The organism is Frigoribacterium sp. AC512, assembly GCF_979258295.1.
The window spans coordinates 1,105,055-1,122,172 of sequence record NZ_OZ409850.1 but is presented as its reverse complement, the minus strand read 5'-3'; the positions used below and the strand labels follow the sequence as shown (position 1 = coordinate 1,122,172).

General features: G+C 72.4%; 18 protein-coding genes. 1 reads left to right on the top strand and 17 read right to left on the bottom strand.

What is annotated here, in order from left to right:
- Window positions 1-17 precede the first annotated feature (17 nt).
- From ACZZ97_RS05100 to ACZZ97_RS05080, 5 genes are read right to left on the bottom strand one after another with little or no spacing between them, the layout of a single operon-like run.
- Complete coding sequence (locus ACZZ97_RS05100) at window positions 18-953, bottom strand: bifunctional riboflavin kinase/FAD synthetase (RefSeq protein ID WP_463472460.1); 936 nt, start codon at window positions 951-953, stop codon at window positions 18-20.
- Window positions 954-958: 5 nt separating this feature from the next.
- On the bottom strand, window positions 959-1,396 hold the full coding sequence (locus ACZZ97_RS05095; RefSeq protein WP_123546244.1) for a hypothetical protein: 438 nt from the start codon (window positions 1,394-1,396) through the stop codon (window positions 959-961).
- Between the two features lie 58 nt (window positions 1,397-1,454).
- Complete coding sequence (locus ACZZ97_RS05090) at window positions 1,455-1,823, bottom strand: hypothetical protein (RefSeq protein WP_133737651.1); 369 nt, start codon at window positions 1,821-1,823, stop codon at window positions 1,455-1,457.
- On the bottom strand, window positions 1,820-2,719 hold the full coding sequence (truB, locus tag ACZZ97_RS05085; RefSeq protein ID WP_463472459.1) for a tRNA pseudouridine(55) synthase TruB: 900 nt from the start codon (window positions 2,717-2,719) through the stop codon (window positions 1,820-1,822). The genes ACZZ97_RS05090 and truB overlap by 4 nt, the downstream gene beginning before the upstream one ends.
- A gap of 35 nt (window positions 2,720-2,754) precedes the next feature.
- A complete protein-coding gene (locus tag ACZZ97_RS05080) occupies window positions 2,755-3,318 on the bottom strand; it encodes a nucleoside/nucleotide kinase family protein (RefSeq protein WP_314102256.1) in 564 nt (187 codons plus the stop codon).
- A gap of 56 nt (window positions 3,319-3,374) precedes the next feature.
- On the opposite strand from ACZZ97_RS05080, the gene ACZZ97_RS05075 reads away from it, so the two are divergent.
- Window positions 3,375-4,244, top strand: coding sequence for an HhH-GPD family protein (locus tag ACZZ97_RS05075; protein ID WP_463472458.1), 870 nt, complete (start codon window positions 3,375-3,377; stop codon window positions 4,242-4,244).
- 21 nt (window positions 4,245-4,265) lie between these two features.
- On the opposite strand, the gene rbfA is transcribed toward ACZZ97_RS05075, so the two are convergent.
- From rbfA to ACZZ97_RS05015, 12 genes are all read right to left on the bottom strand, one after another.
- Complete coding sequence (rbfA, locus tag ACZZ97_RS05070; protein ID WP_463472457.1) at window positions 4,266-4,823, bottom strand: 30S ribosome-binding factor RbfA; 558 nt, start codon at window positions 4,821-4,823, stop codon at window positions 4,266-4,268.
- Window positions 4,824-4,919: 96 nt separating this feature from the next.
- Entirely contained in the window at window positions 4,920-7,727 is a 2,808-nt protein-coding gene (infB, locus tag ACZZ97_RS05065; protein WP_463472456.1) for a translation initiation factor IF-2, read from the bottom strand.
- Window positions 7,728-7,822: 95 nt separating this feature from the next.
- Window positions 7,823-8,128, bottom strand: coding sequence for a YlxR family protein (locus ACZZ97_RS05060; protein ID WP_123546256.1), 306 nt, complete (start codon window positions 8,126-8,128; stop codon window positions 7,823-7,825).
- An 80-nt stretch (window positions 8,129-8,208) separates the two neighbouring features.
- On the bottom strand, window positions 8,209-9,198 hold the full coding sequence (gene nusA, locus ACZZ97_RS05055; protein WP_314102173.1) for a transcription termination factor NusA: 990 nt from the start codon (window positions 9,196-9,198) through the stop codon (window positions 8,209-8,211).
- Between the two features lie 152 nt (window positions 9,199-9,350).
- Window positions 9,351-11,108, bottom strand: a complete 1,758-nt coding sequence (locus ACZZ97_RS05050; RefSeq protein WP_463472455.1) for a proline--tRNA ligase — start codon at window positions 11,106-11,108, stop codon at window positions 9,351-9,353.
- A gap of 52 nt (window positions 11,109-11,160) precedes the next feature.
- Window positions 11,161-11,985: a hypothetical protein gene (locus ACZZ97_RS05045; protein ID WP_463472454.1), complete on the bottom strand. Its 825-nt coding sequence runs from the start codon at window positions 11,983-11,985 to the stop codon at window positions 11,161-11,163.
- A complete protein-coding gene (locus ACZZ97_RS05040; RefSeq protein WP_463472453.1) occupies window positions 11,982-13,046 on the bottom strand; it encodes a VWA domain-containing protein in 1,065 nt (354 codons plus the stop codon). The genes ACZZ97_RS05045 and ACZZ97_RS05040 overlap by 4 nt, the downstream gene beginning before the upstream one ends.
- Complete coding sequence (locus tag ACZZ97_RS05035) at window positions 13,043-14,044, bottom strand: VWA domain-containing protein (RefSeq protein ID WP_463472452.1); 1,002 nt, start codon at window positions 14,042-14,044, stop codon at window positions 13,043-13,045. The genes ACZZ97_RS05040 and ACZZ97_RS05035 overlap by 4 nt, the downstream gene beginning before the upstream one ends.
- Entirely contained in the window at window positions 14,035-14,514 is a 480-nt protein-coding gene (locus ACZZ97_RS05030) for a hypothetical protein (RefSeq protein ID WP_192169170.1), read from the bottom strand. The genes ACZZ97_RS05035 and ACZZ97_RS05030 overlap by 10 nt, the downstream gene beginning before the upstream one ends.
- A complete protein-coding gene (locus ACZZ97_RS05025; RefSeq protein WP_463472451.1) occupies window positions 14,507-15,388 on the bottom strand; it encodes a DUF58 domain-containing protein in 882 nt (293 codons plus the stop codon). The genes ACZZ97_RS05030 and ACZZ97_RS05025 overlap by 8 nt, the downstream gene beginning before the upstream one ends.
- A 5-nt stretch (window positions 15,389-15,393) precedes the next feature.
- Window positions 15,394-16,428: an AAA family ATPase gene (locus ACZZ97_RS05020; RefSeq protein WP_463472450.1), complete on the bottom strand. Its 1,035-nt coding sequence runs from the start codon at window positions 16,426-16,428 to the stop codon at window positions 15,394-15,396.
- A gap of 29 nt (window positions 16,429-16,457) precedes the next feature.
- A complete protein-coding gene (locus tag ACZZ97_RS05015) occupies window positions 16,458-17,117 on the bottom strand; it encodes a methionine ABC transporter permease (protein WP_314102166.1) in 660 nt (219 codons plus the stop codon).
- Window position 17,118: the final 1 nt, after the last annotated feature.

Below are 17,118 nucleotides of genomic sequence, written 5' to 3'. Positions count from 1 at the left end.
ACGGTACGCCGCCGGTCTCAGGACAGGCCGAGGACCTCGCGCGTGCGGACGACGTCGGCCCGGATGTGCTCGATCAGCGCGTCGATGCCCTCGAAGGCCACGTTGCCGCGGACCCAGTCGACGAACATCACCGTCAGCTCCTGGCCGTAGAGGTCCATCGAGACGTCGAGCAGGTGGGCCTCGACCTGCTTCTCGGGCACGCCCTCGAAGGTCGGGTTGTGCCCCACCGAGACGGCGGCGGAATACGTCGTGTCGCCGACCAGCACCCGAGCCGCGTAGACGCCGTCGGCCGGGACGTAGCCCTCGCTGTCGGGCGCGAGGTTGGCGGTCGGGAACCCGAGCTCGCGACCGCGCTGCTCGCCGTGCACGACGATCCCGCGGACGGCCGGCTCCCGGCCGAGCAGCTCGCCGGCGCGCTTGACGTCGCCGGCCTCGAGCAGCTCCCGGATCCAGGTCGAGGAGGCGCGGCGCCCGCCCCCGAGACGGACGTCGTCGATCGACACGACCTCGAGCCCCCGCTCGGCGCCGAGCTCGCGCAGGGTGTCGACCGTGCCGCTGCCCCGGACGCCGAAGCGGAAGTCGTCGCCGACGAAGACGACGCGGGCGTGCAGGGCGCCCACGAGGATGCGGTCGACGAACTGCGCAGGCGTGAGGCTGCGGAGCTCGTCGTCGAAGGTGAGCATGAGGGTCGCCGCCACCCCGGCGGCCTCGAGCAGCTCGCGCTTCTGCCGGTTGCTGACGAGCGACCGCGGCACCGAGCCCGGCCGCAGCACGGCGAGGGGGTGGCGGTCGAAGGTCACGACGGCCGAGGTGAGGCCGCGCTCGGCCGCCACCTGCTCGAGCAGGTCGATCACGGCGCGGTGCCCCACGTGCACACCGTCGAACTTGCCGATCGTCACCGCGGTCGGGCCGAGGTCGGCGGGCACGTCGGCGAGGGCGTCCCAGAACTGCACGGGAGCTACTCCGTCCGGTCGGCGGCGTCCGCCTCGGCGGCGACGGCGGGCCGGGAGCGGAGCAGCCAGAGGATGCCCAGCACCGGCAGGACGAGGGGGACGAAGCCGTAGCCGCGCCCGAACCACGACCACACGGTGTCGTCCGGGAACAGCTCCGGGTCGAGCACGGTCACCAGGCCGACGATCAGCACGCCGGCGAGCTCGAACGAGATGGTCGCCCAGGCGACGGCGTACGACGTGCGTCCGCGCCGGATCAACGAGACGGTGGCGACGATGTAGACGACGGCGGCGAGGGCGCTCAGCGTGTACGCGAGCGGCGCCTCGTCGAACTGCTCGAGGATCTGGAACACGGACCGGCCGGTCGCCGCCAGGGCGAGCACCGCGTACACCGCGATGAGGACCCGGCCGACGCCGACCGCACGAGAAGACTTCTGAGTGACCATCACCGACAAGGATATGGCGCGCGCCTGTGCACCGGCGCCAGGACGCAGGAGGCGGCCGTCACGCGACCTGGACGGTCCAGATCTGCAGCATGCGGTAGACCATGACCGCGACAGCGAAGACGGCCGCCGCGAGCACGAGATTGCTCCACCGGGTGCGGTCGACGAGCGCCCAGACGACGGCGAGCGGCGGCAGCAGGATCGCCGAGACGAGGTAGATGTAGAACTCGACGACATTGCCCGTCGGCGGGTTGCCCGCGAACGGCGCGACGATCGCGACCACCAGCTGCACGAGCAGCAGCAGCAGCACGAGCGCCGTGGCGCCGACCGTGATGTCGTTCGGCAGCTTGCCCGAGAAGCCGGCCACGAGGCAGACCAGCCCGGCGACGCAGGCCACGATCACCTGGGCCCAGGTGAACCACTCGATCACGTGTGCACCTCGTCGGTCGGGAAGTTGACGATGGGCACGGCACGGCCGCCGCGCACCGAGACCAGCCCGGCGAGGTCGCCCGAGGCGGTCACCGCGGCCACGGGGCCCTCGGTGTCGGCGCGGCCGGTCGTGGGCCGCTTGCCGTGGCCGAGGTCGAGCGCCTCGTCGGCCGTCATAGACCAGACGGGGAACAACGAGGAGGCGACGGCCGAGGGAGCCAGGAGGGCCGGCGCGACCTCGATGCCCTCGAGCACCGCGGCGTCGGCCACGTCGAACGAGCCGACCCGCGTGCGCCGCAGCGCGGTGAGGTGCCCGCCGACGCCCAGCGCGCCCCCGAGGTCGCGGGCGAGGGCCCGCACGTAGGTGCCCGACGAGCAGCTGACGCGGACGTCGAGGTCGCGGACGGCCACCCCGTCGACGACGGTGTCACGGCGGTCGAGCACGACGAACTCGGAGACGACCACGTCACGCGCCGCCAGCTCGACCTCGACGCCCTCACGGGCCAGGTCGTAGGCACGTCGACCGCCCACCTTGATGGCGCTGACCGTGGTCGGCACCTGGCTGATGGGCCCGGTGAGGTCGGCGACGCCGGCGTCCACCGCGGCGTCGGACACGCCCGACGCGTCGGCGGTGGCCGTGATCTCGCCCTCGGAGTCGTCGGAGGCGGTGGAGACGCCCAGCCGGATGGTCGCCTCGTACGTCTTGTCCAGCCCGACGAGGAACGTGAGGAGCCTGGTCGACGAGTTGAGGCCGAGGACGAGGAGGCCGGTGGCGAGGGGATCGAGCGTGCCCGCGTGGCCGACCTTGCGGGTGCCGGCGGCCCTGCGGACGCGGGCGACCACGTCGTGGCTGGTGATGCCCTGCGGCTTGTCGACGAGGAGGATGCCGCTGTTCACGCGACGACGCTACCGCACCGTGCCCGGGCCGACGCTCAGCACGCGTCGTCGAACACGCGGCGCGGGTGCTCGGGGTCGGCGACGTCGACGACCGCCGTGGCGACGGCCCGCAGGCCGCCGCGGCCGCCGCCCGGGGTGACCCAGACCGTGTAGTTCCAGAGCCCGGCGAGCTCGGGGCGCCCGAGGGCCTCGCCGTCGACGACGAGGAGGGCGTCGTCGGGACCCGTCACCCAGCGCGGCTCGACCTCGCGCTGCGAGGCGCTGTCGAACGCGGCGGGGACCCACGCGGTGCTGCCGCCCAGCCGGAACGGCTCCACGAGGACACGGCGCAGGAGCGCCCCGTCGACCGGGGCGGGCTCGCCGTCCGCGACCGCGCCTCCGTCGCGCCGGGGCCTGCCGAAGTCGGCGACCGACGCCCGGAAGGCCGCGTGGCCCGCCTCGACGAGAGCGGCCGCGAGGTCGTCGGCGAACGCCGACTGACCGGCACCCGCGGGGCCGTCGACGGCGACGAACGCCCGGCCCCTCGAGTAGTTGTGCAGGATCTCGGTCGCGAGAGCGCGCAGCGTGTCCTTCTTGGCGGGGGCCCAACGAGTCGTCATGCGGTCACACTAGGCCGGGCCGCCGACAGCGGTCCGAGCGCCCGTAGGATCGTCCGGTGACCATCGCCCCCGCCGTCTCGTCGTGGTTCCGCGAGCACGGGCGCGATCTGCCCTGGCGTCGGCCCGGCTTCACCGCCTGGGGCACCCTCGTCAGCGAGGTCATGCTGCAGCAGACACCTGTCGTGCGGGTCGTCCCCCGGCTGGAGCAGTGGCTGGAGCGCTGGCCGACGCCGTCGGACCTCGCCGCCTCCCCCGCCTCGGAGGCGGTGCGCGCGTGGGACCGCCTCGGGTACCCGCGCCGGGCGCTCGCCCTGCACGCCGCCTCCGTCGTCATCACCGAGCGGCACGGCGGCGTCGTGCCCGAGACCGTGCCCGAGCTGCTCGCCCTGCCGGGTGTCGGCGACTACACGGCACGCGCGGTCGCGGTCTTCGCCTACGGGCACCGCCACCCGGTCGTCGACACGAACGTCCGCCGGGTGCTCGCCCGCGCGGTCGAGGGCCTGGCCGAGCCCTGGGCGCCGAACGCGCGCCGCGACCTGCCGGCGATGGAGTCGCAGCTCCCGACCGACGTCGCCGAGGCCCGGGTCGCCAGCGCCGCCGTGATGGAGCTCGGCGCGCTCGTCTGCACGGCACGGTCGCCGCGCTGCGACGACTGCCCGCTCGTCGACCGGTGCGCGTGGGTGCTGGCCGGCCGCCCCGAGCACTCCGGCCCTCCCCTGCGCCGCCAGGCCGCCTTCGCCGGGTCGGACCGCCAGGTGCGCGGGCTGGTCATGGCCGAGCTCCGGGCGAGCGACGTGCCCGTCACGGGCGACGAGGTCGCCCGGGTGTGGCCCGACGCCGAGCAGCGCGACAGAGCCCTCGCCGGCCTCCTCCGTGACGGACTGGTCACGGGATCGGCCGACGAGGGCTGGTCGCTGCCGAGCTAGGCGCCCGGCAGCCGAGCTGGGTCAGCGCGTGGAGCCGTCCGGCTCCACCGTGCCGTCGCCGACGGCGCCCGACTCGACGTCGGCCTCGTCCACGACCGGAGTGACCTCGTCGGTGTCGTCGTCGTCGAGGTCGTCGTCCTCGTCGTCGTAGTCGTCCTCGTCGCGGGGCTTGACGTAGGGATCGGCGTCTCCGGCGTACTCGGCCGTGGCGGCGACGGTCTGGCTGTCCTGGTCGCGCTGACGCGCCTCCTGCAGGAGGCGGTCGATGGACGCCGCGTTCTCGGGCAGGGCGTCGAGGATGAACTCGAGGCTCGGGGTGAGCCGTGCCGTGATGTTCTTGCCGACCTCGCTGCGCAGCATGCCCGTGGCGGACTTGAGGGCGGCGCCGGTGTCGGCGCGCTCCTCGTCCGTGCCGTAGACCGTGTAGAACACGGACGCGTGCTGCAGGTCACCGGTCACCTTGACGTCGGTGATGGTGACGAACCCGAGGCGCGGGTCCTTGATGCCGCGCTCCAGCCGCCGCGCCACGATCTCGTGGATGCGGTCGGCCATCTTGCGGGCGCGCTGTGCGTCGACCATTCGTTGCTCCTTCTGCTGTTCGCCCGCAGGCGAGAGGGGTGAGGCCCCGCCCCGACCGTGGTCGTGGCGGGGCCTCTGACGATGCGTCGCCGGGCGTCAGCCCCGCGGCTTCTCGACCATCTCGATGGTCTCGATCTCGTCGCCGATCTGGATGTCGTTGAACTTGCCCAGACCGATTCCGGCCTCGAAGTCCGTCCGCACCTCGGTGACGTCGTCCTTGAAGCGACGCAGCGAGTCGATGGCGAGGTTGTCGCCGACCACCACGCCTTCGCGGATGACACGGGCACGAGCGTTCCGCGTGATCGTTCCCGACCGCACGATGACACCGGCGATGTTGCCGACCTTCGACGAGCGGAAGATCTCGCGGATCTCGGCGACACCGGACTGCTTCTCCTCGAACTCGGGCTTGAGCATGCCCGTGAGCGAGTTCTCGATGTCCTCGAGAGCGGCGTAGATGACCGAGTAGAAGCGCACGTCGACGCCCTCTCGGGCAGCACGCTCGCGGGCCTTCGTGTCCGGTCGGACGTTGAACCCGATGATGACCGCGTTGTCGACGGTCGCCAGGTTGACGTCGCTCTCGGTGACGGCGCCCACGCCGCGGTGGATGATGCGCAGCTGCACGCTGTCGTCCACCTCGATCTTGAGCAACGACTCCTCGAGTGCCTCGACGGCACCCGACACGTCGCCCTTGATGATGATGTTGAGCGCCTCGACCTTGCCCTCTTCGAGAGCACGGGTGAAGTCCTCGAGCGAGATGCGCTTGCGGGCCTTGGCCAGCGACGCGTTGCGCTCGACGGCCTCGCGCTTCTCCGCGATCTGACGGGCCGTGCGGTCCTCCTCGGTGACGAGGAACGTGTCGCCGGCACGAGGCACGCTCGAGAGTCCCTGCACGAGCACGGGACGGCTCGGGAAGGCCTCGTCGACGGTGTCGCCGTTCTCGTCCATCATCGCGCGGACACGGCCGTAGGCCGTTCCCGCCACGATCGCGTCGCCCACCCGCAGGGTGCCCGACTGGATGAGCACGGTCGCGACGGCACCGCGGCCCTTGTCGAGGCGTGCCTCGATGGCCACTCCACGAGCGTCCTTGTCCGGGTTCGCCCGCAGGTCGAGACCGGCGTCGGCTGTGAGGAGGACGGCCTCGAGCAGCGCGTCGATGTTCTTGTTGTCGCGTGCGGACACGTCGACGAACATCACGTCTCCGCCGTACTCCTCGGCGACGAGGCCGTACTCGGTCAGCTGCTGACGCACCTTGGCCGGGTTCGCGCCCTCCTTGTCGATCTTGTTGACCGCGACGACGATCGGCACGTTGGCAGCCTGGGCGTGGTTCAGCGCCTCGACCGTCTGCGGCATGATGCCGTCGTCCGCCGCGACCACGAGGATCGCGATGTCGGTGACCTGCGCACCACGGGCACGCATGGCGGTGAACGCCTCGTGGCCCGGGGTGTCGATGAAGGTGATGGCGCGCTCGACGCCCTCGTGGGGCGCCCAGACCTGGTAAGCACCGATGTGCTGCGTGATGCCGCCCGCCTCGCCGGCGACGACGTTGGCGTTGCGGATCGCGTCGAGCAGTCGGGTCTTTCCGTGGTCGACGTGGCCCATGACCGTGACGACGGGCGGACGGACCTGCAGCACGTCCTCGTCCTCGTCCTCGAGCTCCTGCTCGAGGTCGATGTCGAAGCCCTCGAGGAGTTCCTTGTCCTCGTCCTCGGGAGAGACGACGAGGATGCGGTAGCCGAGCTCTTCGCCGAGCACCTGGAACGTGGCGTCGTCGAGCGACTCGGTGGCGGTCGCCATCTCTCCCAGGTGGAAGAGGACGGTCACCAGGTTGCCGGGGCTGGCGTCGATCTTGTCGGCGAAGTCGCTGATGGACGCGCCGCGACGCAGACGGACGATCGTGCTGCCGTCGCCGCGGGGGACGCTGACGCCGCCCAGCGACGGGGCGGAGCGCATCTCGAACTCGGCCCTCTTGGTCCGCTTCGACTTGCGTGCCTTGCTCTTGCCGCCGCCGCGACCGAACGCGCCGGCCGTGCCGCCGCCGGGGCCGCGACCACGGCCACCGCCGCCGCCGCCCGCAGGGCGGGGAGCGCCGAAGCCGGGACGGAAGCCGCCGGCCGCGCCGGGAGCACCGCCGCCGGGACGCTGGAAGCCGCCGCCGGCACCGCCGGGACGACCGCCGGCACCCGCGGGGCGCTGGCCGAAGCCGTTGGGGCGCGGGCTGGCGCCGACGCCGGGACGCGGAGCGCCCGGACGAGGAGCACCGGGGCGAGGAGCCATCGGGCGCGGCCCTGCTGCTCCGCCGGGGCGGGGCATGCTGGTCGCGGCGCCGGAGCCGCCGGGACGGGGCGCGCTCGGGCGGCCCATGCCCTGGTTGCTGGCGAAGGGGTTGTTGCCGGGACGGGGGGCGCCGGGGCGGGGACCGCCGGGCTTCGGCGCGGACGCGCCGGCCTCGGCGGGAGCATCGGACTCGGCGGGAGCCGTGCCCGACTCCTTGGCGGCCGCGGCCGCGGCGCGCTCGGCCTCGGCCTTCGCCTGGCGCTCGGCGACGGTGAGCGGCGCGACGGGGGCAGGTGCCGCATCCGTGTCGTCAGCGGCGGCCGGGGCCTCGACGGGAGCAGCGGGCTGCTCGGCGACGGGAGGCTTGGGCGCGGCGGGACGGGGCCCGCCGGGCTTCGGTGCGGAGGAGGCGGCGGGAGCCGACGCCTTCGGGCTCGCCGCAGGTGCGGCGCCGGCCTTCGGCGCGGCAGCGGCGCCGGCGAACGCCTGGCGCAGCTTGCGGGCCACGGGGGGCTCGACGCTGGAGGACGGTCCCTTGACGAACTCGCCCATCTCCTTGAGCTTCTCTAGTGCTGTCTTGCTGTCGATCCCCAGCTCGCTGGCGATCTCGTGTACGCGTGGTTTAGCCACAGTTCTCCTGTCTCGGGCCCCTTCCCGGTCAGGAGGGAGCCGTCAGTTCTGGACGGGTCTCATTTCGAGCCGCTCATTAGTTGTCCATGTGCCTGTCAGCCTGTTCTGTCGTGGCCAGTGGTCGTGGTGGAACTCGGGGTGTGCACATCGGTCTGCAGCCGCATCAGGTGGTCGCGGAGCTGCTCGGTGTCGGGCTCGGAGTCGAGGCGGAGCGCACGGCGGAATGCCCTGCGTTTCACTGCCGACTCGAACGCGTCCATCGAAGGCGTCAACCACGCACCCCGCCCGGGCAGCGTGGCGGTCTCGTCGACCACCAGGCGTCCGTCACGGGCGACGACCCTCACGAGTGAGGACCGTGGAGCGCGCGCTCGAGTACCGATGCACGTTCTTACGGGTACCACTCTACCCCCTCGGCTGGGCGGACGGGAGACGCCGGGGGCGAACGGCGTGGTGCGCCGCCCGCCCCCGGCATCAGGGTCGGTCAGTCGTCCTCGAGGATCGAATCGGGCTGGATGTCGATGCGCGCGCCCGTGAGCTTCGCGGCGAGACGGGCGTTCTGCCCCTCCTTGCCGATGGCGAGCGACAGCTGGTAGTCGGGCACCAGGGCCCGGACGGCCTTCGTCGCCTGGTCGATGACGAAGGACGACGACACCTTGGCCGGCGACAGCGCGCTGGCGACGAAGACGGGCAGGTCGCTCGAGTAGTCGACGATGTCGATCTTCTCGTCGCCGAGCTCGGTCTGCACGGCCCGCACCCGCGCGCCCATCTCGCCGATGCACGCGCCCTTCGCGTTGACGCCGGGCTCGGTCGCGCGCACCGCGATCTTGGTGCGGTGCCCGGCCTCGCGGGCCAGGGACACGATCTCGACGACGCCGCTGGCGATCTCGGGGACCTCGAGCGCGAACAGCTTGCGGACCAGCGAGGGGTGCGTCCGCGAGACGGTGATCTGCGGCCCCTTCGTGCCCTTGCTGACGCCGGTCACGTAGACACGGATGCGCGTGCCGTGGTCGTACTTCTCGCCGGGCACCTGCTCCTCGGGGGGCAGGATCGCCTCGATCGTGCCGAGGTCGACGTGCACCATGCGAGGGTTGGGCCCCTGCTGGATGACGCCGGCGACGATGTCGCCCTCGCGCCCCTTGAACTGCCCGAGGACCTTGTCGTCGCCGATGTCGCGCAGGCGCTGGTTGATCACCTGCTTGGCCGCGAAGGCGGCGATGCGGCCGAAGTCGCTCGGGCTGTCGACGGACTCGCCGACGACCTCGCCTTCTTCGTCGCGCTCGATGGCGAACACGGACACGTGCCCGGTCTTGCGGTCGAGCTCGACCCTCGCCGCCGGGACGCGGCTCTCCGGCTGGTCGGTGTGCTTGAGGTAGGCCGTGAGGATGGCCTGCTCGATGATGCCCACGAGTTCCTCGAAGGGGATCTCGCGCTCGCGTTCCATGAGACGCAGCACGCTCAGGTCGATGTCCACTGAGGGCCTCCACTGTTCAGATCTTCAGGCTGCGCGCACGGTGGCGCGCACAGCATCCCCCTACGGTACCCGAGTGCGACGGGGGCGGAGCACCGGACGCGGCCCGCGCCTCCCGCGTCCGTGGGGACACGAGGAGGCGCGGGCCGACGACGTCAGGAGGCGCGCGGAGCCGAGAGGGCCGCGACGGCCTCGGCCACCGGGACGGGCGTGCGCTCGCCCGTGCGGCGGTCCCACAACTCGACGATCCCCTCGCCGGCGGAGCGCCCGACCACCACGATCTGCGGCACGCCGAGGAGCTCGGCGTCGCCGAACTTGACCCCGGGCGAGACCTTCGGGCGGTCGTCGTAGAGCACGTCGAGGCGGTGCGCCTCGAGCTCGGCGGTGAGCGCCTCGGCCACCTCGAAGACGACCGGGTCCTTGCCGGTCGCGACGACGTGCACGTCGAACGGCGCGACGTTCGCGGGCCACACGAGACCCTTCTCGTCGTTGTTGGCCTCCGCGATGACCGCGAGGATGCGCGTCACGCCGATGCCGTACGAGCCCATCGTGACGGTGACCTGCTTGCCGTTCTCGTCCAGGACCTTGAGGCCGAGCGCCTCGGCGTACTTGCGGCCGAGCTGGAACACGTGGCCGATCTCCATGCCGCGGGCTGTCTCGATGGGGCCGGAGCCGTCGGGAGCCGGGTCGCCCTCGCGGACCTGGGCGGCCTCGACGACGCCGTCGTGCTCGAAGTCGCGGCCGGCGACGAGACCGGCGACGTGGACGCCGTCGATGTTCGCGCCGGTGACCCACGAGCTGCCCTCGACGACGCGAGGGTCGACGACGTAGCGGACACCGGCTCCCCAGCCCGCGCCTCCAGGACCGATGTAGCCCTTGACGAGGCCGGGGACCTTCGCGAAGTCGGCGTCGCCGGCCGCTTCGACCTCTGCGGGCGCGAAGGCGACCTCGAGGCGCTTCATGTCGACGTCGCGGTCGCCGGGCAGGCCGACCACGACGAGCTCTCGCGTGCCGTCGAGGTGAGTGAGAGCCACGACGACGTTCTTCAGGGTGTCGGCCGCGGTCCAGTCCCTTCCGTCGTCGCGGGGGTGAGAGGCGTTCAGCTGGTCGACGAGGGAGGCGATGGTCGGCGTCACGGCCTTGTCGAGCATCACCGGGGCGGGCTGCCCCTCGATCTCCCTGGCGTCGGGGACGGTCGTCGTGAAGGCCTCGACGTTGGCCGCGTAGCCGCCCGCTGAGCGGACGAAGGTGTCCTCGCCGACCTCGGTCGGGTGCAGGAACTCCTCGGAGCGCGAGCCGCCCATCGCGCCGGCGTCGGCCTGCACGATGACGTACTCGAGGCCGAGGCGCGTGAAGATGCGTTCGTACGCTTCGCGCTGCAGCTGGTAGCTGGCGTCGAGCCCGGCGTCGGTCGCGTCGAACGAGTAGGCGTCCTTCATCGTGAACTCGCGTCCGCGCAGCAGGCCCGCACGGGGCCGCGCCTCGTCGCGGTACTTGTCCTGGATCTGGAACAACGTCAGCGGGAGGTCCTTGTACGACGAGTAGAGGTCCTTCACCAGGAGCGTGAAAGCCTCCTCGTGCGTGGGGGCGAGCAGGTAGTCGGCGTCCTTGCGGTCCTTCAGGCGGAACATGCCCTCGCCGTACTCGGTCCAGCGGCCGGTGGCCTCGTAGGGCTCACGCGGCAGCAGGGCCGGGAAGTGCACCTCCTGTGCACCCGAGGCGGTCATCTCCTCGCGGATGACGGCCTCGATCTTGGCCTTGACCCGGAGGCCCAGGGGCAGCCAGGCGAAGACGCCGGGAGCTTGACGGCGGATGTAGCCGGCCCGGACGAGGAGGCGGTGGCTGGTCACCTCCGCGTCGGAGGGATCTTCACGGAGGGTGCGGACGAAGAGCTGGGAGAGGCGCGTGGACACCCGCCCAGCATAGGGGCGCGTCCCGAGGGGCCGAGGCTCGACCCGGTCACGGTCACCAGGGCTTGCCGTCGTACTCCCCCGGCGCCTGCTCGTAGTACCGCTCGCGGTCGGTGTCCTGCTGGCGCTCCTGCTGGCTCTCGTCGCCCTGCTGCTGCAGCTGGTCGAGCGGGTCGGTGCCGCCCGCGCCGGCGTCGCCCTCGTCCTTGCCGCCGCCCTGGCCGGGATCCGAGCCGTCGCCTCCCGAGGGGTCGCCCTGGTCGCCGCCCTCGGCCTGCTGCTGCTTGTCGCCCAGCCTGCCCTGGGCGTCGTCGAGTGGCTGCGACGTGTCGGGCTGCTGCGGGTCGTCCGGGGGCTGGAAGCAGCCCTTCGGAGCCTCGGCGATCGTCGCCTGCCCCAGCTCGTAGAGCTGCTCGGCGTCGGCGTAGCGCAGCTCGAGCAGCGCGGCGTCCCCCTGTGCCTCGATGACGAGCACGAGGTCGGTGCGGATGACGCACGAGACCGTCTCGTCCCCCTCGGGCGCGAGGTCGAGGGCGGTGACGAACTCCTGCCGTGCGACGTCGAGCACCCCGACCCTCGCCCACGCCGTGCCGCGGTCGAAGTGGTGCACCCACGGCTCGACCACGTTGGCGACGCCCAGGGGCGCGGTCAGGGAGGCGGCGCGCTCGTAGGCCCGGCCGTCGTAGGCGTGCTGCGTCAGGCCCGCGAAGAGCGGGAGGCTGAGCAGCTTGAGTGCCACGAGCAGCACGACCAGCACGACCGGGGCCGACCAGAGGAACATCCGGCGTCGGAGCCGACGACGGTACTGGTCGAGGCTCGGCTCCGCGGCGGTCGCCGGGTCGCGGTCGTCGACGGGGGGAGGGGCGAGGGTGTCGGTCACGACGACGTCCTTCCGGGCGCGGGGTCGGCCCGGGGCCGGACGCGGATCTCGGCGAGGGCCCGGGCGACGACGGCCACCTCGACCAGGGCGAGCAGGAACAGCGGGACGGCGGCAATCCAGTACAGGTCGACGACGGCCTCGGCACGGCCTTCGTCCGAGGCGACCGCGCCGTCCCGCGCGTCGGCGACGACGGCCTCGACCCCGGTGCCGGCCTCGCGGTGGACGTACTCGACGCCCAGCTGCGAGGCGAGGGTCCGGAGCGCGTCCTCGTCGATCACCGAGAGGGCGTCGGGCTCGCCCGGCTGCGTCCTGTCCTTGATGTACTCGGTGCTGCTATACGCGTCGCCGTACCCGTCGAAGACCTTCATCCGCCCGCCCGCGGCCGTGCCGTAGCCGAGCACCGCTCCCCCGTCGACGTCCGCCGCGGCCGTCGCGAACGAGCCGGGCGCCTCGTCGGCCGTCTGTTCTCCGTCGCCCAGGTAGTAGACGACGTTCGCCCTCTCGGGGTCGGCCTCGCGCGCCTCCTGCAGCCGCTCGGCCAGGAGGTCGGAGGCCTCGGTGATGCTGCTGCCGCTGGAGTAGTAGGTGATCTCCTGGTTCATCACGGAGGCCGCGGTCACGACGGCCGCGGCGTCGTCGGTCAGCGGGGTGCGGAGCACGGCGGTGCTGTCGAACGAGATGAGCGAGAAGCGGGCGCCGGCCAGCTCGCTGGCGATCGCGTCGACGTCGCTCCGGACGCCCTCGAGCCGCGGGCGGTCGCCGTCCCAGTCCTCCGCCGCGATGCTGGAGGTGGTGTCGACGACGAAGAACACGTTGAGCGCCGCCGACGACGCCTGGGCGCTTCCGCCGGGCACGCCGGGACGCACGGCGACGACGAGCAGCAGCGCCACGACCACGAGACGGCGGAGCCAGCTGCGCAGGAGGCGGCGGTCGCCCCGCTCGGCGACGACCCGCCACCCGACGAAGCCGAGCAGCGCGACGCCGATGACGGCGAGCAGCCACCACGGGAGCACGGGCTGCAGCACGATCGCGGCGGGCAGGGCCGCCGTCGCCGCGGTCACAGCCGCACCCGCCAGAGCAGGACGAACGAGGCCGCGGCGAGCAGGAGCGCGACGATGACGGCGGCCTGCGGGGCGTCGGTCGTGACGAGGCGGCGCGTCCCGGTGAAGAGGCCCGCCTCCTGGTCGTCGATCCGCTGCACGATCTCGGCCACGGTCGTCGCGCCGTCGAGCGCGTAGTAGGCGCCGCCGGTCGACTCGACGACGGTGCGCAGCTCGCCGGCGACCTCGTCCGCGACGGCGTCGTCGGAGTAGTCCGCGGGGTTCAGCGCGTAGACCCGGATGCCGCGGTCGGTCGCGAGCTGCCCCGCGTCGTCGAGTGTCAGCAGTGCCGCGCCGTTCACGTAGTTGTCGGTCGCGAGCACGATCGACTTCGGCCGGGTGCTCTCGCTGCCCCCGTCGAAGCTGAGGGCGCAGGAGGCGAGGCCGTCGCCGATCAGGGAGGCGCCCTGCCCGAGGTCGGTGCCCGACCAGTACCGCGTGCCGTCCTCCCCCGCGCTGTCGAAGGAGTCGCGGTACTGGCTCAGCTGCTCGGCCACGAAGTCGTAGTCGTCGGTCAGGGGGAACGCCTGCACGGACGAGCTGTCGAAGAGGGTCAGCCCGATCCGCTCGCCGTCGAGGCCCGACGCGAGCTCGGCGAAGGTCGACACGATCTGGGAGTCGACCTCGGTCATCGACCCCGAGACGTCGAGGCAGAGCACGATGTCGCGCTTGTAGGAGGGAGGCTCGACGACCTGGACCGTGCCCGGCCGGGCGATCAGCAGGGCCCCGAGGCCGGCGAGGGCGATGACGAGGACGAGGGCGCCCACGAGGGCCGCACGGTAGCGCGTGACGAGCCTGCGGTACACCGGCAGCTCGGTCAGGCGCTCGCTGTGGGCGACGGGGGTGCCGGCGCGGCGCAGTCGGGCGCGCTCGCGGCGTCGCAGGACGAGCCAGAGCCAGGCGCCGAGCCCGGCGACGACGAGGGCGGCCAGCAGGGCCCACCACCAGATCAGGACCACGAGCGCACCACCTCGCGCGCGGTCTCGGCGGCCCGGTCGGGGTCGCCGGGGTGCTGCTGGGCGAAGGCCGGCGGGTACCACTGCTCGACCGCGTCGGCCACGCGGGGCAGGTCGGCCTCGCGCAGGTCGGCGAGGGTCATCACGTGCGTGTCGGCGCCTGCCGTCTCGTGGACGAAGAACCGGAGGAGGAGGCTGAGCCGGCTGTGCACCGCCCGCTCGCCGAGACGGCCGTCGCGGGAGGCGGCCTGCACCTCGTCGATCAGGCCGAGGTAGCGGAGCCGGACCGACGGCAGGTCGACGACCGCGGCTGCTGCCGCCCGGCGGGCCGACGGGGGCAGCCGCCGCGCCGAGAAGCGCAGCACGAAGACGATCCACGCCGCCACGAGGCCCAGGAGGACGAGCCCGAGCACCAGCCAGAGGACCCAGAGCGGGTACTGGTACGGCCCGAAGAAGCCCCTGTCGTCAAGCACGGCGGTGCTTCTCCATCAGCGTGAAGAGCCCGGGCACGACGGCCGCCTGGCTCGAGAGCCGCTCGCTGCTGATGCCCAGTGCCTGCAGCTGCCGGCCGGCGTCGTCCGCACGCCGCTCGGACGACTCGTCGAAGGCGCGTCGCAGGGCCGCGTTCTCGCGCAGGTACGCCGGGAGGGCCGTGACCTCCTGCACGTCGTAGACGTCCCCGGCGTGGCCGGACCGCGTCATGAGGTCGGCGTCGCCGACCGTGACCCAGACGATCTCGTGCTGGGCGCGCAGCCGTCGGAGGCGCCGCACCAGCTCGGCGTCGACGACGACGTCGTCGGTCACCACGACGAGGATCGACCGGCGGCGGACGCCGCGGGCGACCCAGTCGAGGACGCCCCGCAGGTCGCTGCGGGGCGCCTCGAGCGACACCCGACGGTCGACCTGGCGGAGGAGGCGCTCGAGGTGCGCCTCCGTCGCCCCGGCGGGGAGGGCGACGGTGCCGCCCTCGTCGCCGGCGACGAGCGAGACGACGTCGCCGTGGCGCGACGCGATGTAGCCCAGCGCGCCGGCCGCCATGATCGCGATGTCCTTCTTTGTCTCGCCGCTGGCGGCGGTCGCGGCCATGTTGCGACCGGTGTCGACGACGAGGACCAGCGACCGCCTCCTGCTGGCGACGTAGCGCTTCACCAGCGGCTCGCCGTGACGGGCGGTGGCCTTCCAGTCGATGTCCTTCACCTCGTCGCCCGGCACGTAGGCCCGGAGGTCGTCGAAGTCGTGGCTGCGGCCGTGGTGGACCGACGCCCAGCCGCCCTCGAGCAGGTCGAGGGTGCGGCGGTGCGCGAACAGGGACATCTTCGTCCGCACCCGGAGGAGGAGGCTCGCCACGGTCGTCAGGGCGTCTGCACGGAGGCGAAGACGGCGTCGATGATCGTCTCGGGGGCCACGTCGTCGGCCGTGGCCTCGTAGCCGAGGATGACACGGTGGCGCAGCACGCCGTGCCGCAGGTGCTTCACGTCTTCCGGGATGACGTAGTCGCGGCCGTGCAGCAGGGCGAGGGCACGCGCGGCCTGCATGAACGCGATGCTGGCACGCGGGCTCGCACCGAACTGGACGTAGTCGGCGAGGCTGCCGGGGATGTACTGCTGCGGGTGCCGCGTCACGTAGATGAGCTGGACGATGTAGTTGACGATCGACGCGTCGACGTACACGCGCTTGGCCAGCTCTTGCAGCCACACGACGTCCTCGAGCGAGACGCCGGTCGGCACATCGACCTGCTGCTCGTCGTAGACGCCGGCCTCGATGCGCCGGATGACCTCGGCCTCCTCGGCGGGCGACGGGTAGTCGAGCACTTCTTTCAGGAGGAACCGGTCGAGCTGCGCCTCGGGCAGCTGGTACGTGCCCTCTTGCTCGATCGGGTTCTGCGTGGCCAGCACGAGGAACGGCCTGGGCAGCGGGTAGACGGTGCCGCCGATGCTCGTCTGCCTTTCTTGCATCGCCTCGAGCATCGCGCTCTGGGTCTTGGCGCTCGAGCGGTTGATCTCGTCGAGCAGCACGAAGTTCGAGTGCACGGGGCCGAGCTGCGTCACGAAGGTCGACTTCTGCGCGTCGTAGATCTGGGTGCCGGTGATGTCGCTGGGCAACAGGTCGGGCGTGCACTGGATGCGGGTGAAGCTCGCCTCCACGGACTGCGCGAGCGTCGCCGCAGCGGTCGTCTTGGCCAGCCCGGGGACGCTCTCGAGCAGCACGTGCCCGCCCGTGATCAGCGCGATCAGCAGGGTGTCGCGGAGGCCGGTCTGGCCCACCACCTTGCGCGAGAACGCGTGCGACACGGCACCGACGACACCGGCGGCACGCTCGAGGTCGGCGGGGCTGATCGGGGTGCCGACCGCGGCGGGAGGCGGGGGCGTCGTCGAGGTGTCGGTCACCCGGCCCACTGTAACCGAGGCGTCCGACGTCACCGCCGGAGCGCCCTCCTCGCGAGGTGGTTGCCCAGGAACTGCACGAGCTGCACCAGCACGATGATGAGCAGCACCGCGCCCCACGTGACCACGGGGTCGAACTGCCGGTAGCCGTAGAGCAGGGCGAACGCGCCGAGTCCCCCGCCGCCGACGTAGCCCGCGACCGCCGACATGTCCACGAGCGCGACGAAGATGAACGTGTAGCCGAGGACAAGCGGGCCGAGCGCCTCGGGCAGCACGATGCTGCCGATGATCCGGAACGGACCGGCGCCGGCTGCCCTTGCCGCCTCGACCACGCCCGGCTGCACCGTGAGCAGGTTCTGCTCGACGATCCGCGAGATCGCGAACGAGGCCGCGAGCGACAAGGTGAAGATGATGGCGGTGTTGCCGACGCCGGTGCCCACGACAGCCCGGGCCAGGGGCTGCGCGGCAGCGAGGAAGATGATGAACGGGATCGGCCGGAACACGTTGACGACGACGTTGAGCACGCCGAAGACGACGCGGTTCGCGAAGAGGGCGCCCTCGCGGGTGAGGTAGAGGGCGAGCCCGAGGAGGAGCCCGCCGAGCCCGCCGAAGAGCAGGGTCAAGGCGACGATGTAGACGGTCTCGTAGGCCGCCTTCCAGAGCTGGGGCTGCAGGTCGATCAGGGAGTCCATG

Excerpts from the sequence above, each read along its gene's own strand:
- ACZZ97_RS05080 (WP_314102256.1), bottom strand. The coding sequence starts at position 3,318 with ATGACGACTCGTTGGGCCCCCGCCAAGAAGGACACGCTGCGCGCTCTC.
- ACZZ97_RS05015 (WP_314102166.1), bottom strand. The coding sequence starts at position 17,117 with ATGGACTCCCTGATCGACCTGCAGCCCCAGCTCTGGAAGGCGGCCTAC.
- rbfA (WP_463472457.1), bottom strand. The coding sequence starts at position 4,823 with ATGGTCGACGCACAGCGCGCCCGCAAGATGGCCGACCGCATCCACGAG.
- ACZZ97_RS05095 (WP_123546244.1), bottom strand. The coding sequence starts at position 1,396 with ATGGTCACTCAGAAGTCTTCTCGTGCGGTCGGCGTCGGCCGGGTCCTC.